This window comes from Micromonospora sp. CNZ297, from assembly GCF_007827625.1.
Genome location: NZ_VISU01000002.1, coordinates 270,717 through 291,154, shown reverse-complemented (window position 1 = coordinate 291,154; position 20,438 = coordinate 270,717). Strand labels below are relative to the sequence as shown.

Here is a 20,438-nt window from a genome sequence, read left to right as displayed (position 1 = left end):
GCTGGGTTTCGACCCGTTCACCGCGAGGTTAGCCAGCTCACGACCTGCTCATCCCCGAATCGGGGGACAAAGGTGAGGGCGGCTCCGGATCTCCGGTGCGGGCCGCTAGATGACGCGGCGCCGGACCCGCCACACCACCACACCGACCAGGATCGCCGCGACGGTGACGAACACTGCCGCCTCGATGAGCTGGAACGTCCAGAACCGGTCCGCCGGGTGGTAGACCCCGAACTGCTGGACGCCGCGCGCGTGCAGGAACTGGTTGAGGTTGGTGCCGGCCCGGTCGGCGGCGTCCGTCAGCTCGGCGTACTCGGCCCCGCTCAGCCGCCGCCCGGTGGCGTCGGCGTAGCCGCGCTCGATCACCCAGTCGGCGACGCCCGGCAGGTGCCCCGCCCGGTCCGTCGAACCGCCGGCGGGGACCGGCTCCATGGTGGTGAGCGGCGTGGCGTACGCGGGACGGGCCAACAGCCCCACCGACATCCGGGCGGCGAGGAACGCCCCGAACGCGACGCCGAACGCGGGCAGGCTGCGCCGCAGGATCGCCCCCGCGGCGGTGGCGACGCCGAACGCGAACAGCGCGTACGCCACCGGAACGAGTCCCTCCAGGTCGAATGCGTCGTACTGGAACCGCCCCTCCCACGCGTCGAACGGCTGACGGAACCAGGTGAGCACCGCTGTGAACACCCCGGTGAGCGCGACGGTGACGCCGGCCAGTGCCGCGAGCTTTGCCGCCAGCCAGCGCATCCGCGGCACGGCCTGCGTCCAGGCGAGCTGCCAGGTGCCGTCCTCCAGTTCGCGCGCCAGCAGCGGTGCGCCGAGGAACGCGCCGATGACGACGGGGACCAGGTAGAAGGCCGCCAGGAGGTTCTCGACGTACCCGTACTCCTCGTCGAGCCGGCGGAAGGAGGCCGTGCAGGCCGTGTCGACGCCGGCCTGTCCCGCGCACCGGGCGGGACCGCCGGGGAACAGGTCGTGGGCCTGCGTCCCGAGAACGAGCAGGGCGACGCCGAACACGCCGACGAGCAGACCCAGGACGCAGACCTCGGTCCGGTGCTGGCGCCAGATCAACCACGTCACGCCGGCACCCCCGAGGTGACCGCGGCGCCCGGCTCGGACGGCCGGCGCAGGTACGCCAGCACCAGATCCTCAAGCGCGACCGGCTGGGCCTGCCATCCGGGCGCGGCCGGGAGCCCGCCGTCGCGTACCAGCAGGGTCGTGTGCCTGTCGCTGTGGACGGCCTCCACGACGGTGCCGGCCCGGTCGAGGTCGTCGGCCGTGCGCGGGCCGACGAGCAGCCGGTGCTCGGCGAGGAGGGTGTCGATGTCACCGGTGAGCGTGACCCGGCCCTGGTTGAGCACGACCAGGTGGTCGCAGACGCGCTCCAGCTCGTGCACGACGTGGGAGGAGAACAGGACGGTCACCCCGCCCTCGGCCACCGCGCCCATGAGGACCTGGAGGAACTCGTGCCGGGCCAGCGGGTCGAGGCTGGCCACCGGCTCGTCGAGGACGAGCAGGTCCGGCCGCTTCGCCAGCGCCAGGGCCAACGCGACCTGGGCCTGCTGCCCGCCGGAGAGCGTGCCGGCCCTGCGGTCGAGCGGGATGCCCAGCTTCGCCAGCCGGCGCTCGGCCAACCCCTGGTCGAAGCGGAGGTTGCAGGCCCGGCCGAAGCGGAGCATCTCGGCGACTGTGAAGCGCTTGTACAGCGGGTGGTCCTGGGCCAGGAACCCGATCCGGGACAGCGTCTGCGGGGTGCTCGCAGTGACGTCCCGGCCGAGGACCTCCACCGTGCCGGTGCTCGGTGCCAGCAACCCGACGACCAGGCGCAGCAGCGTGGTCTTGCCCGCGCCGTTCGGCCCGACCAGGGCGATCACGCCGCCCGCCGGCAGCGCCAGGGTGCAGTCGCGCAGCGCCCAGCCCTTCCGGTACCGCTTGCCCACACCGTCGGTGCGCAGCGCGAACCCGGTCGCTGTCACGCCACGTCCTCGTTCCTCGTCTGCTGGTGGACGGAGGTGAAGAGCGCGTCGACCGCCTGTTCGTCGAGGCCGGCCGCGTAGGCGCGGCGCAACCAGGTCTCCAGGCCGCGGCGCAGCGACGTGTACGTCGACGCCGACATCACGGCCGACTGCTGTGCGTTGACGAACGTGCCCTGGCCGGGCCGGCCGGTGACCAGGTTCTCCTGCTCCATCTGCCGGTACGCCTTGGCGACGGTGTTCGGGTTGATCGCCAGGTCCTCGACCACCTCGCGGATGAGCGGGAGGCGGTCACCGGGCTGGAGGAAGCCCAGCAGCACCGCCTGCCGGACCTGCTGGACGAGTTGCAGGTACGGCGGCACGCCGGAGTGGGTGTCGAGCCGGAAGACGAACACGGTGCTCCTCACTGCTTTACTAGTAACGTAGTAAAGCAGTGGATCGGTGGTCAAGGGAGCCGGCGCGCCCGGCCTGCCGAGGGATCGCCCGGAAACGGAACGAGCCCGGCAGCCGGGGCGGCTGTCGGGCTCGTGGAGATCTGTCGCCGATCGATGAGCGGCGGTTCTGTGAGGTGCCCCCGGCAGGATTCGAACCTGCGCTCCCGCCTCCGGAGGGCGGTGCTCTATCCCCTGAGCTACGGGGGCTCAGCGACCCGAGAAGAGTAGCAAACCCCCTCCCGGATCACCGAATCGGTACCCCCGCGAGTCGATCTTCGTCGGATCAGGCCGCGGCGACGGCGCGACCGCAGCTCGGCAGCGGGTGCAGCACGACCCGGCGGGGCAGCCGGCGGGGCCACTCGTTGCGCGGCCACGAGCCGTCCACGATCAGGTGCACGGTGCGTTCCTCGGTGCCGCTGAGCCGCAGCACGAAGTCCCGGGGCAGTGGCGGATCCACCGACGGCGTCGTGACCATGAACCGCACCCGTCCCCGCGAGGAGACCGCCGACACCACGTCGGCGGCGGGCATGGTGCCGCGCAGGCGTACCCGGCCGATCCAGTAGACCTCCGCCGCGTGCTCCTGGGCCGCCCGCGTGATCGCCGGATACTCGCTGCGTACCCAGCGCTCGACAGCGCCGACGCACAGGCCGCAGGCCCGCTCGCGCGGCTCGCGCGGCCCCAGACCCCAGGCCCGGAGGTACGCCCCGACGGTGCCGGCGTCCATCGCCAGCCCGAACCGGCGCTCGATGAGGGCGGTCAGGCTCTGTCGTGTCCAGAGCTCCTCGTCGAGGCCGAACTCGTCGGGGTGGACCCCCCGGAGCACGTCGATGAGTTCGAGTTCCTGTTCGCGGCTGAGCGTTCCCGGCTCGCCCTGCCGCAGTCCGCGACGGACGGCTGCCACCGCTCCGTCACCGCCGATGGTGTGGCGTCGGCACCAGCTGGTCACCGACCGCCCTGCGTCTCTGAGTGCAACCCCCACGTCTTGGGCAACGAGCCCGAATCGCAACTGGTCACGATATGTGGGTAGAAAACTCTCCAACCTCCACAATGACCCGTTAACCCCAAACCGTTACAAACACCCATACAGAACATTCCGGGCAGCCCTGAGGCTCCCGAGTTCGAGATCTTGGTACGAAACGGCCCTCCTGAGGGCCCTTCCGTACCAAGATCTCCTGGCGCGACCCCGCCGCCCCCGTCCCCGCGATCTTGCACTTGCCGCCCTCCGATAACGGGGTGAATCCGGCATCACCGGGGCAGCAACTGCAAGATCGCCGGGGCGGCGCGGCGCGGCGGGGCGGGGCGGGGCGGGGCGGGACGGGGACGGGGCGAGGGAGCGCGGGGACGGTGAGGCCCGGTGCCCCTGGGAGGGGGACCGGGCCTCGGTGGATCGGGTGGGGCGGGTGGTTACGGGGTGCCGCCCAGGCGCTTCAGCGCCGCGCCCAGGTTGGTCAGGTCGTTCTGCTGGGTGTTCTTCATCGTCTGGGCGACCGCCAGCACGTCGTCGTCGTGCCCCTCGTCGAGGATGCCGTCGATCATGTGCACCCCCCCGATGTGGTGGCGGATCATCATCTGGAGGAAGAGCACGTCGAACTCGCGGCCGCTCGCCGCGCGCAGCTTCGCCATCTCCTCCGGCGTCGCCATGCCCGGCATCAGGCCGTTCTTGACCAACCCGCCGCCGTCCTTCATCCACGCCATCGGGGCCTGGTCACCGGTCGGGTCCAGCTTCCAGGAGCGCAGCCAGGTCTGCATGGTGCCGATCTCGCCCTGCTGGCCGGTGGCGATGTCCACGCCGACCTGGCGTACCTCCGGGTCCTGGCCCTGGCTGAACGCCAGCAGACCCATCGCGACGGCCTGGTTGTGGTGGGCGGTCATGTCCCGGGCGAACCCGGCCTCCGCCGAGTTCTCACCCGGACGGGTGAGCGTCGGGGTGAGCAGGCCGCCCGCGTACCCGAGGACCAGCCCGACCACGAGGGCGGCGGCCACGGCCAGCAGGCCGTAACGGCGCACCGCGCCCCGGCCGCCCTGGTCGGCGGCCGGAGCCTCGTCGGTCTCGCTGTCGGTGGTCACCGGAGCGGTCATCGCGGCGTCCTTACTGGGTGGGCTGCTGGGGCATGGTGTTCTGGAGGTTGTCGCGCGGGGTGGTGCCGGTGGCGGTGACGCCCTGGTCGCAGAGCGCGTTCGGGCCCTCGATGGAGGCGTTCACCCGCAGGGTCTTGATGAAGTCGTCGATCCGGCCGTCGTCGGCGTTGTCGACCTTGAGCTGGTAGCCCCAGGCCTGGAGGGAGATCGGCTTGTCCAGCCCCTCGAACGGGCTGAGCATCAGCTTCTCCTTGCCCTGCACCTTGCTGCGGAGCTTCTCCACCTGGTCGGCGGGCAGGTCCGGGCGGTAGGTGATCCAGACCGTGCCGTGCTCCAGGCTGTGCACCGCGTGCTCGTTGGCGATCGGGGCGTCGTAGACGTCACCCATGCAGTTCTGCCACGCCTGGTTGTGCGGGCCGCCGACCGGCGGGGTGATGTCGTACTTGATCGCGCCGGGCTGGTGGTTGCCGCCCTTGACCAGGTCCTTGTCCTTCGCGCGGTAGTCGACGATGCCGTCGATCGCCTCGGCGCGCTTCTGCCACGGCTGGCCGCCCTGGTAGACCGCCCAGGCGCCGACGCCGATGATGCCCACGGCCAGTACGCCGACCGCGACGAAGAGGGCGATCGGGCCCCAGGAGCGGCCCTGGCTCACCTTCACCGGGGTGACCGGCTTGCGGCCCTTGCCCCCGGCGCCCTGCCGTGGCGTGCCCTTGCCGCCCCCGGCCTTGCCCGAGCCGGCCTTCGCGGCGGGCTTGTCGGCAGCCGCGGGCCGGCCGGCGGCCGGCTTCTTGCCGGTGCTGACCACGGTGGGACGGCGCTCCGGGCCGCCCGGGGTGCTGATGCTCATCGTGCCTCGTCAGGTCGGTCGGTCAGGGGAGCGCGGGGCCGGTTCACATGCTGGGTCGCCTCCGCGGTGCCCGAGTCTACCCCCGATAACATGGTTCGGTGACTCCCGCAGAACTCGCCGAGGTCGTCCTCGCCGCAGCCCACGCCGTCTTCGACGAGCGGGGACTGGACCGCGCCGCGCTGCCCGCGCAGACCACCGTCGAGCGACCCCGTAATCCCGATCACGGTGACTACGCCTCGACGCTGGCGCTCCAGCTCAGCAAGAAGGTGGGCGTACCCCCGCGGGAGCTGGCGACCGCGCTGGCCGACGAACTGGCCAAGGCGCCGGGGATCAAGTCGGTGGAGATCGCCGGGCCCGGCTTCCTGAACGTCCGCCTCGACGCGGCCGCCGCCGGTCAGCTCGCCAAGGTCATCGTCGAGGCCGGTCCGGCGTACGGGCGCAGCGACACGCTCGCCGGCCAGCGGATCAACCTGGAGTTCGTCTCGGCGAACCCGACCGGCCCGGTGCACATCGGCGGGGTCCGCTGGGCGGCCGTCGGCGACGCGCTCAGCCGCCTGCTCCGCGCCACCGGCGCCGACGTGGGCACGGAGTACTACTTCAACGACGCCGGCTCGCAGATCGACCGGTTCGCCCGCTCGCTGCTGGCCGCCGCCAAGGGTGAGCCCGCGCCGGAGGACGGCTACGGCGGCGCGTACATCGCGGAGATCGCCGCCGAGGTGGTCCGGCTGCGGCCGGACGTGCTCGACCTCCCCGAGGACGCCGCCCAGGAGGTGTTCCGGAACGAGGGCGTCCAGTTGATGTTCGCCGAGATCAAGTCCTCGCTGCGCGACTTCGGTGTGGAGTTCGACACCTACTTCAACGAGAAGGACCTGCACGACGGGGGTGCGCTGGACGCGGCGCTGGACCGGCTGCGGGAGCAGGGGCACGTCTTCGAGTCCGAGGGCGCGACCTGGCTGCGCACCACCGAGTTCGGCGACGACAAGGACCGGGTGCTGCGCAAGTCCAACGGCGAGTGGACGTACTTCGCCGCCGACTGCGCCTACTACCTGAACAAGCGGGAGCGCGGCTTCGACCGGGTCGTGATCATGCTGGGCGCCGACCACCACGGCTACATCGGCCGGATGAAGGCGATGTCCGCGTGCTTCGGCGACGACCCGGCGCGCAACCTGGAGATCCTCATCGGCCAGCTGGTCAACCTGGTCCGCGACGGCGCCCCGGTGCGGATGAGCAAGCGGGCCGGCACCGTGGTCACGCTGGAGGACCTGGTCGACGCGATCGGTGTGGACGCGGCCCGGTACGCGCTGGCCCGCTACTCGGCCGACTCGCCCATCGACATCGACGTGGAGCTGTGGACCCGGGCCAAGAACGACAACCCGGTCTACTACGTGCAGTACGTCGCGGCCCGTACCGCCGGGGTGGCCCGCAACGCGGCCGAGATCGGGCTGACCCGGGGTGACGCCGCCGCGTTCCAGCCGGAGCTGCTCGGCCACGACAAGGAGAACGAGCTGCTCAAGGCGCTCGCCGAGTTCCCCGCGGTGGTGGCCACCGCCGCCGAGCTGCGCGAGCCGCACCGGGTGGCCCGCTACCTGGAGGAGAGCGTCGCGCAGGCGTACCACCGGTTCTACGACAACTGCCGGATCGCCCCGCAGGGCGACGAGGAGATCACCGACACCCACCGGGCGCGGCTCTGGCTCAACGACGCCACCCGGGTGGTCATCGCCAACGGCCTGCACCTGCTCGGGGTGTCCGCGCCGGAGAGGATGTAGCGACATGCGGGCTCACGAGGCAGGCGCGCTGCACGGCGAGATCGGCACCCGGGGGCCGGCCTGGCTGCGTACCCCGGTCGACGTCAACGCCCTGGTGCCGCAACTGTGGCCGCGCAACGTGGCGCGCGGCTCCGGCGGCGCGCTCACAGTCGCGGGCCTGGACGTCCACGACCTGGCCGCGGAGTACGGCACCCCGGCGTACGTGCTGGACGAGGACGACCTGCGCGAGCGCTGCCGCGAGTTCCGGGCGGCCTTCCCGGACGCGGACGTCTACTACGCCGGCAAGGCGTTCCTGTGCCGCGCCGTGGTCCGGATGATCGCCGAGGAGGGCATGTTCCTCGACGTCTGCACCGGCGGCGAGCTGGCCACCGCGCTGTCGGCCGGGATGCCGCCCGAGCGGATCGGCTTCCACGGCAACAACAAGTCGGTGGCGGAGCTGACCCGGGCGGTCGACGCCGGGGTGGGCCGGATCATCGTCGACTCGTTCACCGAGATCGACCGGCTCTCCGCGCTGGCCCGCGAGCGCGGGGTACGCCCCAAGGTGCTGGTCCGGGTCACCGTCGGCGTGGAGGCGCACACCCACGAGTTCATCGCCACCGCCCACGAGGACCAGAAGTTCGGCTTCTCCCTCGCGGGCGGGGCCGCCGCGGCGGCCGCGTTCAAGATCCTCGACGAGGACGTGCTGGAGCTGCGCGGCCTGCACTCGCACATCGGCTCGCAGATCTTCGACGCCAGCGGCTTCGAGGTGTCCGCCCGCCGGGTGCTCGCCCTCCAGTCGCAGATCCGCGACGCCCGCGGCGTGGAGCTGCCCGAGCTGGACCTGGGCGGCGGCTTCGGCATCGCGTACACCACGCAGGACGACCCGGCGTCGCCGCACGACCTGGCGAAGCGGCTGCGCAAGATCGTGGACGGCGAGTGCGCGGCGGAGAACCTGGCCGTGCCGCATCTGTCCGTCGAGCCGGGCCGCGCGATCGTCGGCCCGGCGGTGTTCACGCTCTATCAGGCCGGGACCGTGAAAGATGTGGACGGCCTGCGGACCTACGTGAGCGTGGACGGGGGGATGAGTGACAACATCCGTACCGCGCTCTACGACGCCTCGTACTCGGCGACGCTGGCGAACCGCACGTCAACCGCGCAGCCGATGCTCGCCCGCGTGGTGGGAAAGCATTGTGAGTCCGGGGACATCGTGGTGAAGGATGAATTCCTGCCCGCTGACGTGCAGCCCGGAGATCTTGTCGCGGTGCCCGGCACCGGGGCCTACTGCCGGAGCATGGCGAGCAACTACAACCATGTCCCGCGGCCCCCGGTCGTCGCCGTCCGCGAAGGTCGGGCGCGGCTGATCGTCCGCCGGGAGACCGAAGACGACCTGCTGGCATTGGATGTGGGATGACCTCACCGGTTCGCTTGGCGCTGCTCGGCTGCGGCACTGTCGGCAGCGACGTGGTCCGGCTGCTGCACGAGCAGTCGGAAGACCTCGCCGCCCGGATCGGCGCCCCGCTGGAGATCGCCGGGATCGCCGTACGCCGGATCGGCCGTGACCGCGGCGACCTGCCGGTCGACCCGGCGCTGTTCACCACCGACGCGCTCGGGCTGATCAAGCGCGACGACGTGGACGTGGTGGTCGAGGTGGTCGGCGGCATCGAGCCGGCCCGCGGCTGGCTGGTCGAGGCGCTGCGCGCCGGCAAGAGCGTGGTCACCGCCAACAAGGCGCTGCTCGCCGAGGACGGCGCCGCGCTGCACGACGCCGCCGCCGAGGGTGGCGCCGACCTCTACTACGAGGCGAGCGTCGCCGGGGCCATCCCGCTGCTGCGCCCGCTGCGCGAGTCGCTGCACGGCGACCGGATCACCCGGGTCACCGGCATCGTGAACGGCACCACGAACTTCATCCTCTCCGCCATGGACGCCACCGGCGCCGGGTTCGCCGAGGCGCTGGAGGAGGCCACCGAGCTGGGGTACGCCGAGGCCGACCCGACGGCCGACGTGGAGGGCTTCGACGCCGCCGCCAAGGCCGCCATCCTCGCCTCGCTGGCGTTCCACACCCGGGTGACCGCCGCCGACGTGCACCGCGAGGGCATCACCGAGGTGACCGCCGCCGACGTGGCCAGCGCCAAGGCCATGGGTTGCACGATCAAACTGCTCTGCATCGCGGCCCGGGGCGTCGACGCGGAGGGCCGGGAGACCGTCAACGTCCGGGTGCACCCGGCGATGATCCCGCTGACGCATCCGCTCGCGAGCGTCGGTGACGCGTTCAACGCGGTCTTCGTCGAGGCCGACGCCGCCGGGCAGCTCATGTTCTACGGCCGGGGCGCCGGTGGCGCGCCCACCGCCAGCGCGGTGCTCGGCGACGTGGTGGCGGTGGCCCGCAACCGCCTCGCCGGGGTGCACGCGGCGAGCGAGTCGGCGTACGCGGACCTGCCGGTGCGCCCGATGGGCGAGGCGCTCACCCGCTACCACATCAGCCTCGACGTGGCCGACCGGCCGGGCGTGCTGGCCGGGGTGGCAGGCGTCTTCGCCCGGCACGAGGTGTCCATCGCCACCGTCCGGCAGGGTCCGGCAGGCGGGGACGCCGAACTGGTCATCGTCACCCACGTCGCGCCGGATGCCGCGCTCGCGGCCACCGTCGGTGAGCTGCGCGGACTCGACATCGTCCGTTCGGTGACGAGTGTGCTGCGGGTGGAGGGTGGCGCGTAACCCGCGCGTCCCGCCTGATGGTTAGAGCAGGGTGTGCCGGTGGCCGGCCGAGCAGGCTGGTCCACGCTGGTGACAGGCCCCGGAGCGGGGCGACGGACGCGAGGAGCACGACATGTGGCGGGGACTGATCGAGGCGTACCGGGATCGGCTGCCGGTCACCGGGGCGACTCCCGTCGTCACCCTGCACGAGGGCAACACGCCGCTGCTGCCGGCACCGGTGCTCTCCGCCCGGGTCGGCGCGGACGTGTGGCTCAAGGTCGAGGGCGCCAACCCGACCGGCTCGTTCAAGGACCGCGGCATGACTGTCGCGGTCTCCAAGGCCGTCGAGGCCGGTGACAAGGCGATCATCTGCGCCTCCACCGGCAACACCAGCGCCTCCGCCGCCGCGTACGCGGCCCGCGCCGGGATCACCTGCGCGGTTCTGGTGCCGCAGGGCAAGATCGCGCTGGGCAAGCTGGCCCAGGCGCTCGTGCACGGCGCGAAGCTGCTCCAGGTGCAGGGGAACTTCGACGACTGCCTCGGGCTCGCCGGCAAGCTCGCCCAGGACTACCCGGTCGCGCTGGTCAACTCCGTCAACATCGACCGGCTGCACGGCCAGAAGACCGCCGCCTTCGAGATCGTCGAGGCGCTCGGCGACGCGCCCGACATCCACTGCCTGCCGGTCGGCAACGCCGGCAACATCACCGCGTACTGGATGGGCTACTCCGAGGACCTGCGCGACGGCAACGCCACGAAGGCCCCCCGGATGTACGGCTTCCAGGCGGCCGGCGCCGCTCCCATCGTCACCGGTCAGGTGGTGCCGGAGCCGTCGACGATCGCCACCGCCATCCGGATCGGCAACCCGGCGAGCTGGACGAAGGCCATCGACGCGCGGGACGCCTCCGACGGCCTGATCTCGGCGGTCACCGACCGGGAGATCCTGTCGGCGTACCGGCTGCTGGCCCGCGAGGTGGGCGCCTTCGTCGAGCTGGGCAGCGCGGCCAGCGTCGCCGGTCTGCTCCAGCAGGCCGAGGCCGGGCGGGTGCCGGCCGGGTCGCGGGTGGTCTGCACGGTCACCGGGCACGGCCTGAAGGACCCGGAGTGGGCCATCTCCACCGCGCCGGCCCCGGTGACCATCGCCAACGACGCGCTGGCCGCCGCCCGCTCGCTCGACCTGGTCTGATCGCTCCGTCCCCGCGGCTTCCCCGGGCCTTGCCCGGCCCCGATTCACTCCTCCGTCCGGGGTGCCTCGGGCGACGCACTCCGCTGGGCCTCGCGGGCCTCCGCGCTTCCTCTGCCGGACCTCACTTGGGGGAGGTGGCGGCATCCCCCGATCTGCACCAGCTCGGGGAGGTGGTGGCATCCCCCGTCCTGATCCACTCCAGCTCGGGGAGGTGGCGGGATCGGGGTGTGTGGGATGCAGCCCCTTCGGCGAAATGGAGTCGATCAAGGGTGAGGAGGTGGCGGGTCGGCCCGACGGAGGGCATCCCCGCTCGCCTCGCGCGTCCGCGCTCCCGGCGTCGTGCTTGATCGACACCAGCTCGGGGAGGTCGCGGGTCGGAGTGGGTGGGATGCAGCCACTTCGGCGAGCTGGTGTCGATCAAGGCGGGCACGGGCGACCCCCGAGCGCGGAAGTGTCATCGGCTGGGGCGGATGCCGGGAGTGTCGGGGCGTGCGGCAGACTCAGACACCCCCGCCGGACACCTCTTCAGGAGTGAGTAACGCCGATGTCGCTGCTCGCCAGATTCAGCCTCGCCAACCGGGGGCTGATCGCCCTCGTCGCGTTGGTGACCACGGCCTTCGGCCTGTTCGCCGTGCCGTCGCTGAAGCAGCAGCTCCTGCCGTCGCTGGAGTTCCCCGCCGCGTTCATCGTGGCGACGTACCCGGGCGCCGCGCCGGAGATCGTGGAATCCCAGGTCGCCGAGCCGATCGAGAACAGCCTCCAGGGCATCCCGGGCCTCGACAAGGTCACCTCGACCTCGCGCGAGGGCGCGGCCACGGTCCAGGTGCAGTACGAGTTCGGCACCGACCTGGACGACGTGGTCAACAAGATGGAGACCGCGCTCAACCGGATCGACTCCCAGCTCCCCGAGGGCGTCGACCCGCAGGTGATCGCCGGTAGCACCGACGACCTGCCCGCAGTGGTGGTCGCCGCGACCGGTGACGGCGACGAGCGGGCGCTGGCGGAGAAGCTGCGCAGCGCCGTCGTACCGGATCTGGAGGCGCTGGACGGCGTCCGCTCGGTGGACGTCACCGGCGCCCGCAACCAGGTCGTGACGATCACGCCGGACCCGGCGAAGCTGGCCGCCGCCAAGGTGGCGCCGACCGCCATCGCGTCGGCGCTCAAGAGCAACGGCGTGGCCGTGCCGGCCGGTGCGCTCGCCGACGGCGACCGGTCGCTGCCGGTGCAGGTGGGCACGCCGATCCGGACCATCGACGACCTGCGCGGCATCGTGCTGACCACGGCTCCCGCCGCCCCGGTACGCCTCGGCGACGTGGCCGCCGTGGAGCAGCAGCTCGCCCCCGCCACCTCGCTGACCCGGACCAACGGCAAGCCCAGCCTCGGCATCGCGGTGACCGCCGCGCCGGACGGCAACGCGGTCGACATCTCGCACGACATCCGGGACCGGCTGGACGAGCTGTCGAAGGCCTCCGGCGCCGAGCTGACTGTGGTCTTCGACCAGGCGCCGTTCGTCGAGCGGTCGATCGAGAGCCTGACCACCGAGGGCCTGCTCGGCCTGGTCATGGCGGTCGTGGTGATCCTGGTGTTCCTGCTGTCGGTGCGTTCCACGGTGGTCACCGCGGTGTCCATCCCGCTGTCGGTGCTGGTCGCGCTGATCGTGCTCTGGTCCGGCGACTACTCGCTGAACCTGCTCACCCTCGGCGCGTTGACCATCGCGGTCGGGCGGGTGGTGGACGACTCCATCGTGGTGCTGGAGAACATCAAACGCCATCTGGAATACGGCGAACCGAAGCGGGACGCGATCCTCACCGCGGTACGCGAGGTGGCCGGCGCGGTGACCGCGTCCACGCTCACCACTGTCGCCGTGTTCGCGCCGATCGCCCTGGTGGGCGGCTTCGTCGGGCAGCTGTTCGCCCCGTTCGCGATCACCGTGACGGTGGCGCTGCTCGCCTCGCTGCTGGTGTCGCTGACCGTCATCCCGGTGCTGGCGTACTGGTTCCTGCGGCCGCGCGGCGGTGCGGACGACGCCGCCGCCCGGCGCGCCGCCGAGGAGAAGGAGCTGCGCAACCCGTTGCAGCGGGCGTACCTGCCGGTGATCGACTTCGCCACCCGCTCGCGGAAGACCCGCTGGGCCACTGTCGGCCTGGGCCTGCTGGTGCTCCTGGGCACGTTCGGCCTGGCGCAGAAGCTGGAGACGAACTTCCTGGACGACTCCGGCCAGGACACGCTCGCCATCCGGCAGGAGATGCCGGCCGGCACCTCGCTCGCCGGCACCGACCGGGCCGCCGCCCGGGTCGAGGAGGTGCTGCGGCGTACCCCGGGGGTGGAGACCTACCAGGTCAGCGCCGGCGGTGGGGACAACCCGTTCGCCGGCGGCGGCAGTGACCAGGCCACCTGGTCGCTGTCGCTCTCCGACGACACCGACGCCGCGACGGTACGGCAGGGCCTGCGCAAGGAGTTCGACGCGCTCGGCCCGGAGGTCGGCGAGTTGACGTTCGGCGGCGGGCAGAACGCCTCCGCCAACCAGGTCGAGGTGGTCGTGCAGGCCGCCGACCAGGAGACGCTGACCCGGGCGGCCGAGGCGGTACGGGGCGCGATGGCCGGCACGCCGGGCGTGGAGGACGTCACCAGCAGCCTGGCCACCCAGGTGCCGCGCGTCGAGGTGACTGTGGACCGGGTGGCCGCGGCCCGTGCGGGTCTCACCGAGGCGGCCGTCGGGCAGCTCGTCGCGCAGACGTACCGGGGAGCGCCGCTCGGGCAGGTGACGCTCGACGGTACGGCGCAGAGCGTGGTGCTGAGCAGCGGTGCCCGGCCGCCGCTGACCGTCGACGAGCTGCGGGCGCTGCGGGTCGGCGCGGTGCCGCTGGACGCGATCGCGGACGTCGAGCAGGTCGACGGCCCGCAGCAGGTGACCCGGATCGACGGGGAGCGCAGCGTCTCGGTCACCGGTACGGCGACCGGCTCGAACCTCGGCGCCACCACGCAGGAGCTGCAGAAGCGGCTGGACGCGCTGGACGTGCCGGGCGCCACGTACGTGATCGGCGGCGTCAGCGCCGACCAGGCCGACGCGTTCGCGGACCTCGGCCTCGCGGTGCTGGCCGCCATCGCGATCGTGTTCCTGATCATGGTGGCGACGTTCCGCAGCCTGACCCAGGCGCTGATCCTGCTGATCTCGGTGCCGTTCGCCGCGACCGGCGCGATCGGGCTGCTGCTGGTCACCGGTACGCCGCTGGGTGTGCCGGCGCTGATCGGCGTGCTCATGCTCGTCGGCATCGTGGTGACGAACGCGATCGTGCTGCTCGACCTGATCAATCAGTACCGGGCCCAGGGCATGGACGTGACCGAGGCCGTGGTGGAGGGCGGCCGGCGCCGCCTGCGGCCCATCCTGATGACCGCCGTCGCCACCATCTTCGCGTTGCTGCCGATGGCGCTCGGCCTGACCGGCGAGGGCGGCTTCATCTCCAAGCCGCTGGCGATCGTGGTGATCGGCGGCCTGCTCAGCTCGACGCTGCTGACGCTGGTGCTGGTGCCGACGCTCTACACGATGGTCGAGCACACCAAGGGCTCGTTCCGGAACCGGCGGCGGGGCGGCGCTTCCGAGCCGGTCGAGCCGCAGCCGGAGCCGGACCCGGTGCCGGTGGCGGTCGGCGGCGGGGAGCGCGCCGAGGAACGGGGCGTGGTGGCGCCGCCGCCGGCCCGCCCGTCGGGCGCGCTGGTCGACGGCACCGACCAGTTCGAGGTGCTCCGCCTGCCCAAGAGCCGCCAGTCGCCGCTCCCGCCGACCGAGTGACGGACCGGGAGGGGCCCCGCGCGGGCCCCTCCCGGCACCTCGGCGTGCGGGACACACCCGAACCGCGCCGGGCGGTACGCTCAGTGAGCTGCTGCCTACTTTCGGTTCGGGGGTGCGATGGCGGGGGGAGCGGGCCGGTGGGACCGGCGTACCGTGCTGCGCCGCTCCGCGCTGCTGCTCGGCGGGGCCGTGGTCGGCGCCGTCGCGACCGCCGAGAGCACCTGGGTGGCCGATCGGAGGCTCCCGATCGCGGGCGGCCCGGCGAGCGCCACGCTCGGCAACCGCCATCAGGACGTCGGCACCGGCGGGGTGCAGGTCGTCTGGGGGGTACGCACCGAAGAGCCCCTGGTGGCGCTCACCTTCGACGACGGTCCCCGCCCACAGTGGACCCCGATGGTGCTCGACACGCTCGCCGAGCACCGGGTGCCGGCCACCTTCTTCCTGGTCGGTGAGCGGGCCCGCGAGCACGCCGCGCTGGTCCGCGGCCGGATGGACGCCCACGAGGTCGGCAACCACAGCTGGGCGCACCGCGACCTGGCCCGGATGGACGCCGCGACGGTCTACGACGACCTGCGCCGCAGCCACGACGCGATCACGGCGGCCACCGGCTCGGCGCCCCGGCTGCTCCGCCCGCCCTGGGGGCACCTCGGCGGGTCGGTGCTGTACGCGTCGGCCCGGCTGGGCTACCGCCTGGTGCTCTGGACGCTCCAGATGGTCGAGAGCGAGTTCCCGCACGACCCGGCCGGGCACGCCCGGCGCATCGTCGCCGACGTGCGCCCCGGCACGATAGTGCTCGGCCACGACGTCGGCAACGACGGCCGGCTCGTCGCGCTCCGCGGCCTGCCCGACATGATCGGCGGTCTGCGGGCCCGGGGATACACCTTCGTCACGGTCTCCGACCTGCTGCGCCGCGCTGCCGCGCCCGGGGCGGCCCGGTAGGGTGCCCGCGTGTCACCCACCCTCTCGGTCCTCGTCCGCAACCGCGACTTCCGCCATCTGTTCCTCGCCGAGCTGGTGGTCTTCGGCGCGGACTGGTTCGTCATGGTGCCGTTGCTGGTGCTGCTGCCCGACCTGACCGGCAGCGGTGTCTGGGGCGCGCTGGTGCTGGCGGTGGACACCGGCACGACCGCGTTGCTGCTCCCGTACGCCGGAACGATCGCCGACCGGTTCGACCGCCGCAAGGTGATGATGGTGGCGAACGTGGGCGCGCTGGCCGGTGTGCTGCTGCTGCTCGGCGTGCGCAGCGCCGGCACGGCCTGGCTGGCGCTGGCGGCGATCGCGCTGGTGGCGGTGGCGAAGGCGTTCTACTCGCCCGCTGCCCAGGCCGCGCTGCCGAACGTGGTCGACCCGGAGGACCTGGCCGCGGGCAACGCGGTCGCCGGCTCGGCGTGGGGCACGATGACTGTGGTCGGGGCCTCGCTCGGCGGCATCCTGAGCGCCGTCGCGGGCCCGTACGCCAGCTTCTGGGTGGCGGCAGTCGGCCTGGTCGCCGCCGCGGGCCTGGCCGCGCTGATCCGCCGGCCGTTGCAGGCGCCGCGCGACCCGGCGGCGACGGTGCCGCGCACCTGGGCGGCGATCCGCGAGGCACTGCGCTACATCGCCCACCGCCCGCGCGTGCTGGCGCTGGTAACGGTCAAGTCGGCGGTCGGCCTGGGCAACGGCGTGCTCACCGTCTTCCCGCTGCTCGCCGGGGTGTACGGGGTGGGCGCGGTCGGCGCCGGGCTGCTCTTCGCCGCCCGCGGCGCCGGAGCCCTGGTCGGCCCGATCATGATGCGCCGGGTGCTGAGCAACCGGGCCTGGCTGCTCACCGGACTGGCACTGTCCATGTCGTTGTACGGCCTGGCCTACCTGGGCGCCTCGGTGGTGACCTGGTTCCCGCTGGTGCTGGTCCTGGTGTTCCTGGCCCACCTGGGCGGCGGCAGCAACTGGGTGCTGTCCAACTACGCGTTGCAGGGCGAGGTGCCGGACCGGCTGCGCGGCCGGGTCTTCGCCACCGACATGATGCTGGCGACGCTCGCCATCGCGGTGAGCCAGCTTGTGGTGGCGCTCGTGGTGGACCGGGTGGACGAGCGCACCGTGCTGGCCGGCTGTGGCCTGGTCACCGTCGTGTACGCGATCGGCTGGCGGTTTGCCACCCGGCGGCTCTCGCTCACCGACCCGGTCGACGCGCCGGCCCCCGAGCGCGCCGCCTGACACGCCGGTCCCACGCTCCGGGCGGTCCGGCCGGGCTGTCGGGGTGACGTCCTAGCATGAGCCGGTGCCGACCACATTCACCCCCGGCCCGGTGCGGGTCCGGGTGCCCGCGACCAGCGCCAACCTGGGCCCCGGCTTCGACGCGCTCGGGCTGGCCCTCGGCCGCCACGACGACGTCACGGCCGAGGTGACAGACGGCGGCGTACGGGTGTCGGTCACCGGGGAGGGCGCCGGCGAGCTGCCGTCGGACGAGCGGCACCTGATCGTCACCGCCATGCGGGCCACATTCGACGCGCTCGGTGCGCAGCCGGCCGGCCTGGCGCTGGAGTGCGTCAACCGCATCCCGCAGGCCCGAGGGCTCGGCTCGTCGTCGGCGGCGATCGTGGCCGGGGTGCTGGCGGCCCGCGCGCTGGTGGCCGACGGCGACCGGCGGATGGACGGCGACGCCGCGCTGCGACTGGCGGCCGAGCTGGAGGGGCACCCGGACAACGTCGCTCCCTGTCTGCTCGGCGGCTTCACCATCGCCTGGACCGAACCGGGCGGCGCGCGGGCGGTCTCGCTGCCGGTGGCGCCGGCCGTGCGCCCGACCGTGTTCGTGCCCGCCGAGCGCGGCCTGACCTCGGTGGCCCGGGCGGCGCTGCCCGCCACCGTGCCGCACGCCGACGCGGCGTCGAACGCGGGCCGGGCGGCCCTGCTGGTGCACGCGCTGACCGCTGATCCCGCGCTGCTGCTGCCGGCCACCGTCGACCGGCTGCACCAGGAGCAGCGGGCACCGGGGATGCCCGCCACGGCGGCGCTCGTCGGTGAGCTGCGTGCGGCGGGTGTGGCGGCTGTGGTCAGTGGGGCGGGGCCGACGGTGCTGGCGCTCTCCGAGGTCCCGGCGGGATTCCAGGCGGGAACAGATTGGCGCCGGTGGGAGTTGCCGATAGATGTCAGCGGTGCCCGGGTCATCCGGGGTAGACTTTGACACGCCGAGCGGGGCCCTGTTGCCGCAGGTCGGACGAGGCGATTACGCTCTAGACCTAGCACAGCCGCGAAGCATGCGATCTTCCTGCGGTTCGGCGCACCCCCGAAGCTCTCGGCGGTAGCCCGTCACCCCTGCTCAAGGCCCACGCCGCACCGCAGTTTCCACAGGTCGCCGCAGACGGCGAGACCTGCTCACCGATGGTGGTGAGTTGGGAAACCACCGGCTGCTGTGTCACAGACTCCCGCGACGCGTCCATGCGAGGCGGGTGCACCGAGGCCGCCCGGCCACCTGGTTCCACGACTCCGGGCAGCCCCGGGCCTATCGAGGGAAGGAATCCATTGAGCGACACCACCGACGTGACGTCGGATGTTTCCAACGTCGCTGGCGATGCCACCACCGCCGCCCCCACGCGCCGCCGGCGGAGCGGCACCGGTCTGTCGGCGATGCTGCTGCCGGAGCTGCAGAGCCTGGCCGCGTCGCTCGGCATCTCTGGTACCGCTCGCATGCGCAAGGGCGAGCTGATCAGTGCCATCACCGAGCGGCAGCAGGGCGGCGCGGCCGGAACCCCTCGACCGCGAGCCGAGGTGGCGGCTGCGTCCGCTCCCGCCCGTGAGGAGGTGCACGCGGAGGTCCGTGAGGAGCGGGCCGAGGCACGCCCCGCCGAGCAGGCGCCGGCCGCCGAGGTGACCGAGGGTCGTACCCGTGGTCGCCGCAGCCGGGCCGCCGCCGCGACCACCGAGGCGCGACCGGCCGAGGCGCCGGCGACCGAGGCGCGTCCGGCCGAGACGACGCGCGCCGAGGAGGCGCCCGCCGAGACCGGTGAGCGCGCCGAGCGTGGCGGTGACCGGGCCGAGCGCGGTGAGCGCAACGAGGGCCGGGGCCGTGAGCGCGGCGAGCGCGGCGGTGACCGGGCCGAGCGTGGCGGCGAGCGGGCCGACCGTGGCGAGCGCGGCGGTGATCGGGCCGAGCGCGGTGAGCGCAACGACCGTGGTGACCGTGCCGAGCGTGGCGACCGGGCCGAGCGTGGCGACCGCAACGAGCGGGGCGAGCGCGCCGAGCGCAACGACCGGAACGAGCGCGGTGACCGGGGCGGCGACCGCAACGACCGGGGTGACCGCAACGACCGTGGTCAGCGCGCCGAGCGGGACAACGACGGCGACGACGACGGCGAGGGCGGCGGCCGGCGGGGCCGGCGCAGCCGGTTCCGGGACCGTCGCCGCGGCCGCGGCGAGCGGGGCGAGGGCGAGAGCGGTGGCGGTCGCGAGCCGCAGGTCGGCGAGGACGACGTGCTCGTCCCGGTCGCCGGCATCATCGACGTGCTCGACAACTACGCCTTCGTCCGGACCACCGGCTACCTGGCCGGCCCGAACGACGTGTACGTCTCGATGTCCCAGATCAAGAAGTACGGCCTGCGCCGCGGTGACGCGATCACCGGCGCCGTGCGGGCCGCACGGGACGGCGAGCAGCGGCGCGACAAGTACAACCCGCTGGTCCGGCTGGACACCATCAACGGGATGGAGCCGGACGAGGCGAAGCGCCGGCCGGAGTTCTACAAGCTCACGCCGCTCTACCCGCAGGAGCGCCTGCGGCTGGAGACCGAGCCGCACATCCTCACCACCCGGGTGATCGACCTGGTCATGCCGATCGGCAAGGGCCAGCGGGCGCTCATCGTGTCGCCGCCGAAGGCCGGTAAGACGATGGTGCTGCAGGCGATCGCGAACGCGATCACCCGCAACAACCCGGAGTGCCACCTGATGGTGGTGCTGGTCGACGAGCGGCCCGAAGAGGTCACCGACATGCAGCGGTCGGTGAAGGGCGAGGTCATCGCGGCCACGTTCGACCGTCCGCCGCAGGACCACACCACAGTGGCGGAGCTGGCGATCGAGCGGGCCAAGCGCCTGGTCGAGCTGGGGCACGACGTGGTCGTGCTGCTCGACTCGGTGACCCGGCTCGGGCGGTCGTACAACCTGGCGGCACCGGCCAGCGGCCGGATCATGTCGGGTGGTATCGACTCCACCGCGCTCTACCCGCCCAAGCGCTTCCTCGGCGCGGCGCGCAACATCGAGAACGGCGGTTCGCTGACCATTCTCGCCACCGCGCTGGTGGAGACCGGATCCATGGCGGACACGGTCATCTTCGAGGAGTTCAAGGGCACGGGTAACGCCGAGCTGAAGCTGGACCGGAAGATCGCCGACAAGCGGGTCTTCCCGGCGATCGACATCAACCCCTCCGGCACCCGCAAGGAGGAGGTCCTGCTCGCGCCGGAGGAGCTGGCGATCATCCACAAGCTCCGCAAGGTGCTGCACTCGCTGGACTCGCAGGCGGCGCTCGACCTCCTGCTGGACCGGCTCAAGCAGTCCCGCACCAACATCGAGTTCCTGATGCAGATCGCGAAGTCCACTCCGGGCGAGTGAGCTGACGGATCCGACGAACGAGGGGCACGGCCGCATCGGCCGTGCCCCTCGTCGCGTACCGGGCCGCAGGCCGTGAAGTTTTTCTACGGTTAAGCCGCTAGGTATTGAAACTTCTGTTCACCGTC

At 72.7% G+C, this 20,438-nt stretch carries 15 protein-coding genes and 1 tRNA gene; 9 read left to right on the top strand and 7 right to left on the bottom strand.

Annotated features, from left to right (window positions below; translation table 11 throughout):
- Window positions 1-105: 105 nt before the first annotated feature.
- From FB454_RS04775 to FB454_RS04745, 7 genes are all read right to left on the bottom strand, one after another.
- The gene (locus FB454_RS04775; RefSeq protein ID WP_013288288.1) at window positions 106-1,077 is read right to left on the bottom strand and encodes an ABC transporter permease subunit; all 972 of its coding nucleotides are present in this window, start codon (window positions 1,075-1,077) and stop codon (window positions 106-108) included.
- On the bottom strand, window positions 1,074-1,973 hold the full coding sequence (locus FB454_RS04770; protein WP_013288287.1) for an ABC transporter ATP-binding protein: 900 nt from the start codon (window positions 1,971-1,973) through the stop codon (window positions 1,074-1,076). The genes FB454_RS04775 and FB454_RS04770 overlap by 4 nt, the downstream gene beginning before the upstream one ends.
- Window positions 1,970-2,365, bottom strand: coding sequence for a GntR family transcriptional regulator (locus FB454_RS04765; protein ID WP_013288286.1), 396 nt, complete (start codon window positions 2,363-2,365; stop codon window positions 1,970-1,972). Before FB454_RS04765 ends, FB454_RS04770 begins: the two co-directional genes overlap by 4 nt.
- 174 nt (window positions 2,366-2,539) lie before the next feature.
- Window positions 2,540-2,611 (bottom strand) — tRNA-Arg (locus tag FB454_RS04760).
- 76 nt (window positions 2,612-2,687) lie between these two features.
- Window positions 2,688-3,383, bottom strand: coding sequence for a winged helix-turn-helix domain-containing protein (locus FB454_RS04755; protein ID WP_013475347.1), 696 nt, complete (start codon window positions 3,381-3,383; stop codon window positions 2,688-2,690).
- 425 nt (window positions 3,384-3,808) lie between these two features.
- Window positions 3,809-4,483: a DUF305 domain-containing protein gene (locus FB454_RS04750; RefSeq protein ID WP_013475348.1), complete on the bottom strand. Its 675-nt coding sequence runs from the start codon at window positions 4,481-4,483 to the stop codon at window positions 3,809-3,811.
- 10 nt (window positions 4,484-4,493) lie between these two features.
- Window positions 4,494-5,330, bottom strand: coding sequence for a thioredoxin-like domain-containing protein (locus FB454_RS04745; protein ID WP_013288283.1), 837 nt, complete (start codon window positions 5,328-5,330; stop codon window positions 4,494-4,496).
- A gap of 98 nt (window positions 5,331-5,428) precedes the next feature.
- Here FB454_RS04745 and argS point away from each other — a divergent pair, with 98 nt between their 5' ends.
- The 9 genes from argS to rho all read left to right on the top strand — a co-directional run bounded on the left by argS (window position 5,429) and on the right by rho (window position 20,313).
- On the top strand, window positions 5,429-7,096 hold the full coding sequence (argS, locus tag FB454_RS04740; RefSeq protein WP_013288282.1) for an arginine--tRNA ligase: 1,668 nt from the start codon (window positions 5,429-5,431) through the stop codon (window positions 7,094-7,096).
- Window positions 7,097-7,100: 4 nt separating this feature from the next.
- A complete protein-coding gene (lysA, locus tag FB454_RS04735; RefSeq protein ID WP_145822573.1) occupies window positions 7,101-8,486 on the top strand; it encodes a diaminopimelate decarboxylase in 1,386 nt (461 codons plus the stop codon).
- The gene (locus tag FB454_RS04730) at window positions 8,483-9,787 is read left to right on the top strand and encodes a homoserine dehydrogenase (protein WP_013288280.1); all 1,305 of its coding nucleotides are present in this window, start codon (window positions 8,483-8,485) and stop codon (window positions 9,785-9,787) included. Before lysA ends, FB454_RS04730 begins: the two co-directional genes overlap by 4 nt.
- 112 nt (window positions 9,788-9,899) lie before the next feature.
- The gene (thrC, locus tag FB454_RS04725; protein ID WP_013288279.1) at window positions 9,900-10,949 is read left to right on the top strand and encodes a threonine synthase; all 1,050 of its coding nucleotides are present in this window, start codon (window positions 9,900-9,902) and stop codon (window positions 10,947-10,949) included.
- A gap of 544 nt (window positions 10,950-11,493) precedes the next feature.
- Complete coding sequence (locus FB454_RS04720) at window positions 11,494-14,739, top strand: efflux RND transporter permease subunit (protein WP_030271796.1); 3,246 nt, start codon at window positions 11,494-11,496, stop codon at window positions 14,737-14,739.
- A gap of 117 nt (window positions 14,740-14,856) precedes the next feature.
- Window positions 14,857-15,678, top strand: coding sequence for a polysaccharide deacetylase family protein (locus tag FB454_RS04715; protein WP_013475351.1), 822 nt, complete (start codon window positions 14,857-14,859; stop codon window positions 15,676-15,678).
- 9 nt (window positions 15,679-15,687) lie between these two features.
- Window positions 15,688-16,932 carry an MFS transporter gene (locus FB454_RS04710; RefSeq protein WP_013288276.1) on the top strand — a complete coding sequence of 415 codons (1,245 nt, stop codon included), beginning with the start codon at window positions 15,688-15,690 and terminating at the stop codon, window positions 16,930-16,932.
- Between the two features lie 64 nt (window positions 16,933-16,996).
- Window positions 16,997-17,899, top strand: coding sequence for a homoserine kinase (gene thrB / locus FB454_RS04705; protein ID WP_145822572.1), 903 nt, complete (start codon window positions 16,997-16,999; stop codon window positions 17,897-17,899).
- Between the two features lie 338 nt (window positions 17,900-18,237).
- Window positions 18,238-20,313 carry a transcription termination factor Rho gene (gene rho / locus FB454_RS04700; protein ID WP_145822571.1) on the top strand — a complete coding sequence of 692 codons (2,076 nt, stop codon included), beginning with the start codon at window positions 18,238-18,240 and terminating at the stop codon, window positions 20,311-20,313.
- The last annotated feature ends 125 nt before the right edge of the window (window positions 20,314-20,438 follow it).

Excerpts from the sequence above, each read along its gene's own strand:
- FB454_RS04715 (WP_013475351.1), top strand. The coding sequence starts at position 14,857 with ATGGCGGGGGGAGCGGGCCGGTGGGACCGGCGTACCGTGCTGCGCCGC.
- lysA (WP_145822573.1), top strand. The coding sequence starts at position 7,101 with ATGCGGGCTCACGAGGCAGGCGCGCTGCACGGCGAGATCGGCACCCGG.
- FB454_RS04730 (WP_013288280.1), top strand. The coding sequence starts at position 8,483 with ATGACCTCACCGGTTCGCTTGGCGCTGCTCGGCTGCGGCACTGTCGGC.
- FB454_RS04720 (WP_030271796.1), top strand. The coding sequence starts at position 11,494 with ATGTCGCTGCTCGCCAGATTCAGCCTCGCCAACCGGGGGCTGATCGCC.
- FB454_RS04750 (WP_013475348.1), bottom strand. The coding sequence starts at position 4,483 with ATGACCGCTCCGGTGACCACCGACAGCGAGACCGACGAGGCTCCGGCC.
- FB454_RS04745 (WP_013288283.1), bottom strand. The coding sequence starts at position 5,330 with ATGAGCATCAGCACCCCGGGCGGCCCGGAGCGCCGTCCCACCGTGGTC.
- thrC (WP_013288279.1), top strand. The coding sequence starts at position 9,900 with ATGTGGCGGGGACTGATCGAGGCGTACCGGGATCGGCTGCCGGTCACC.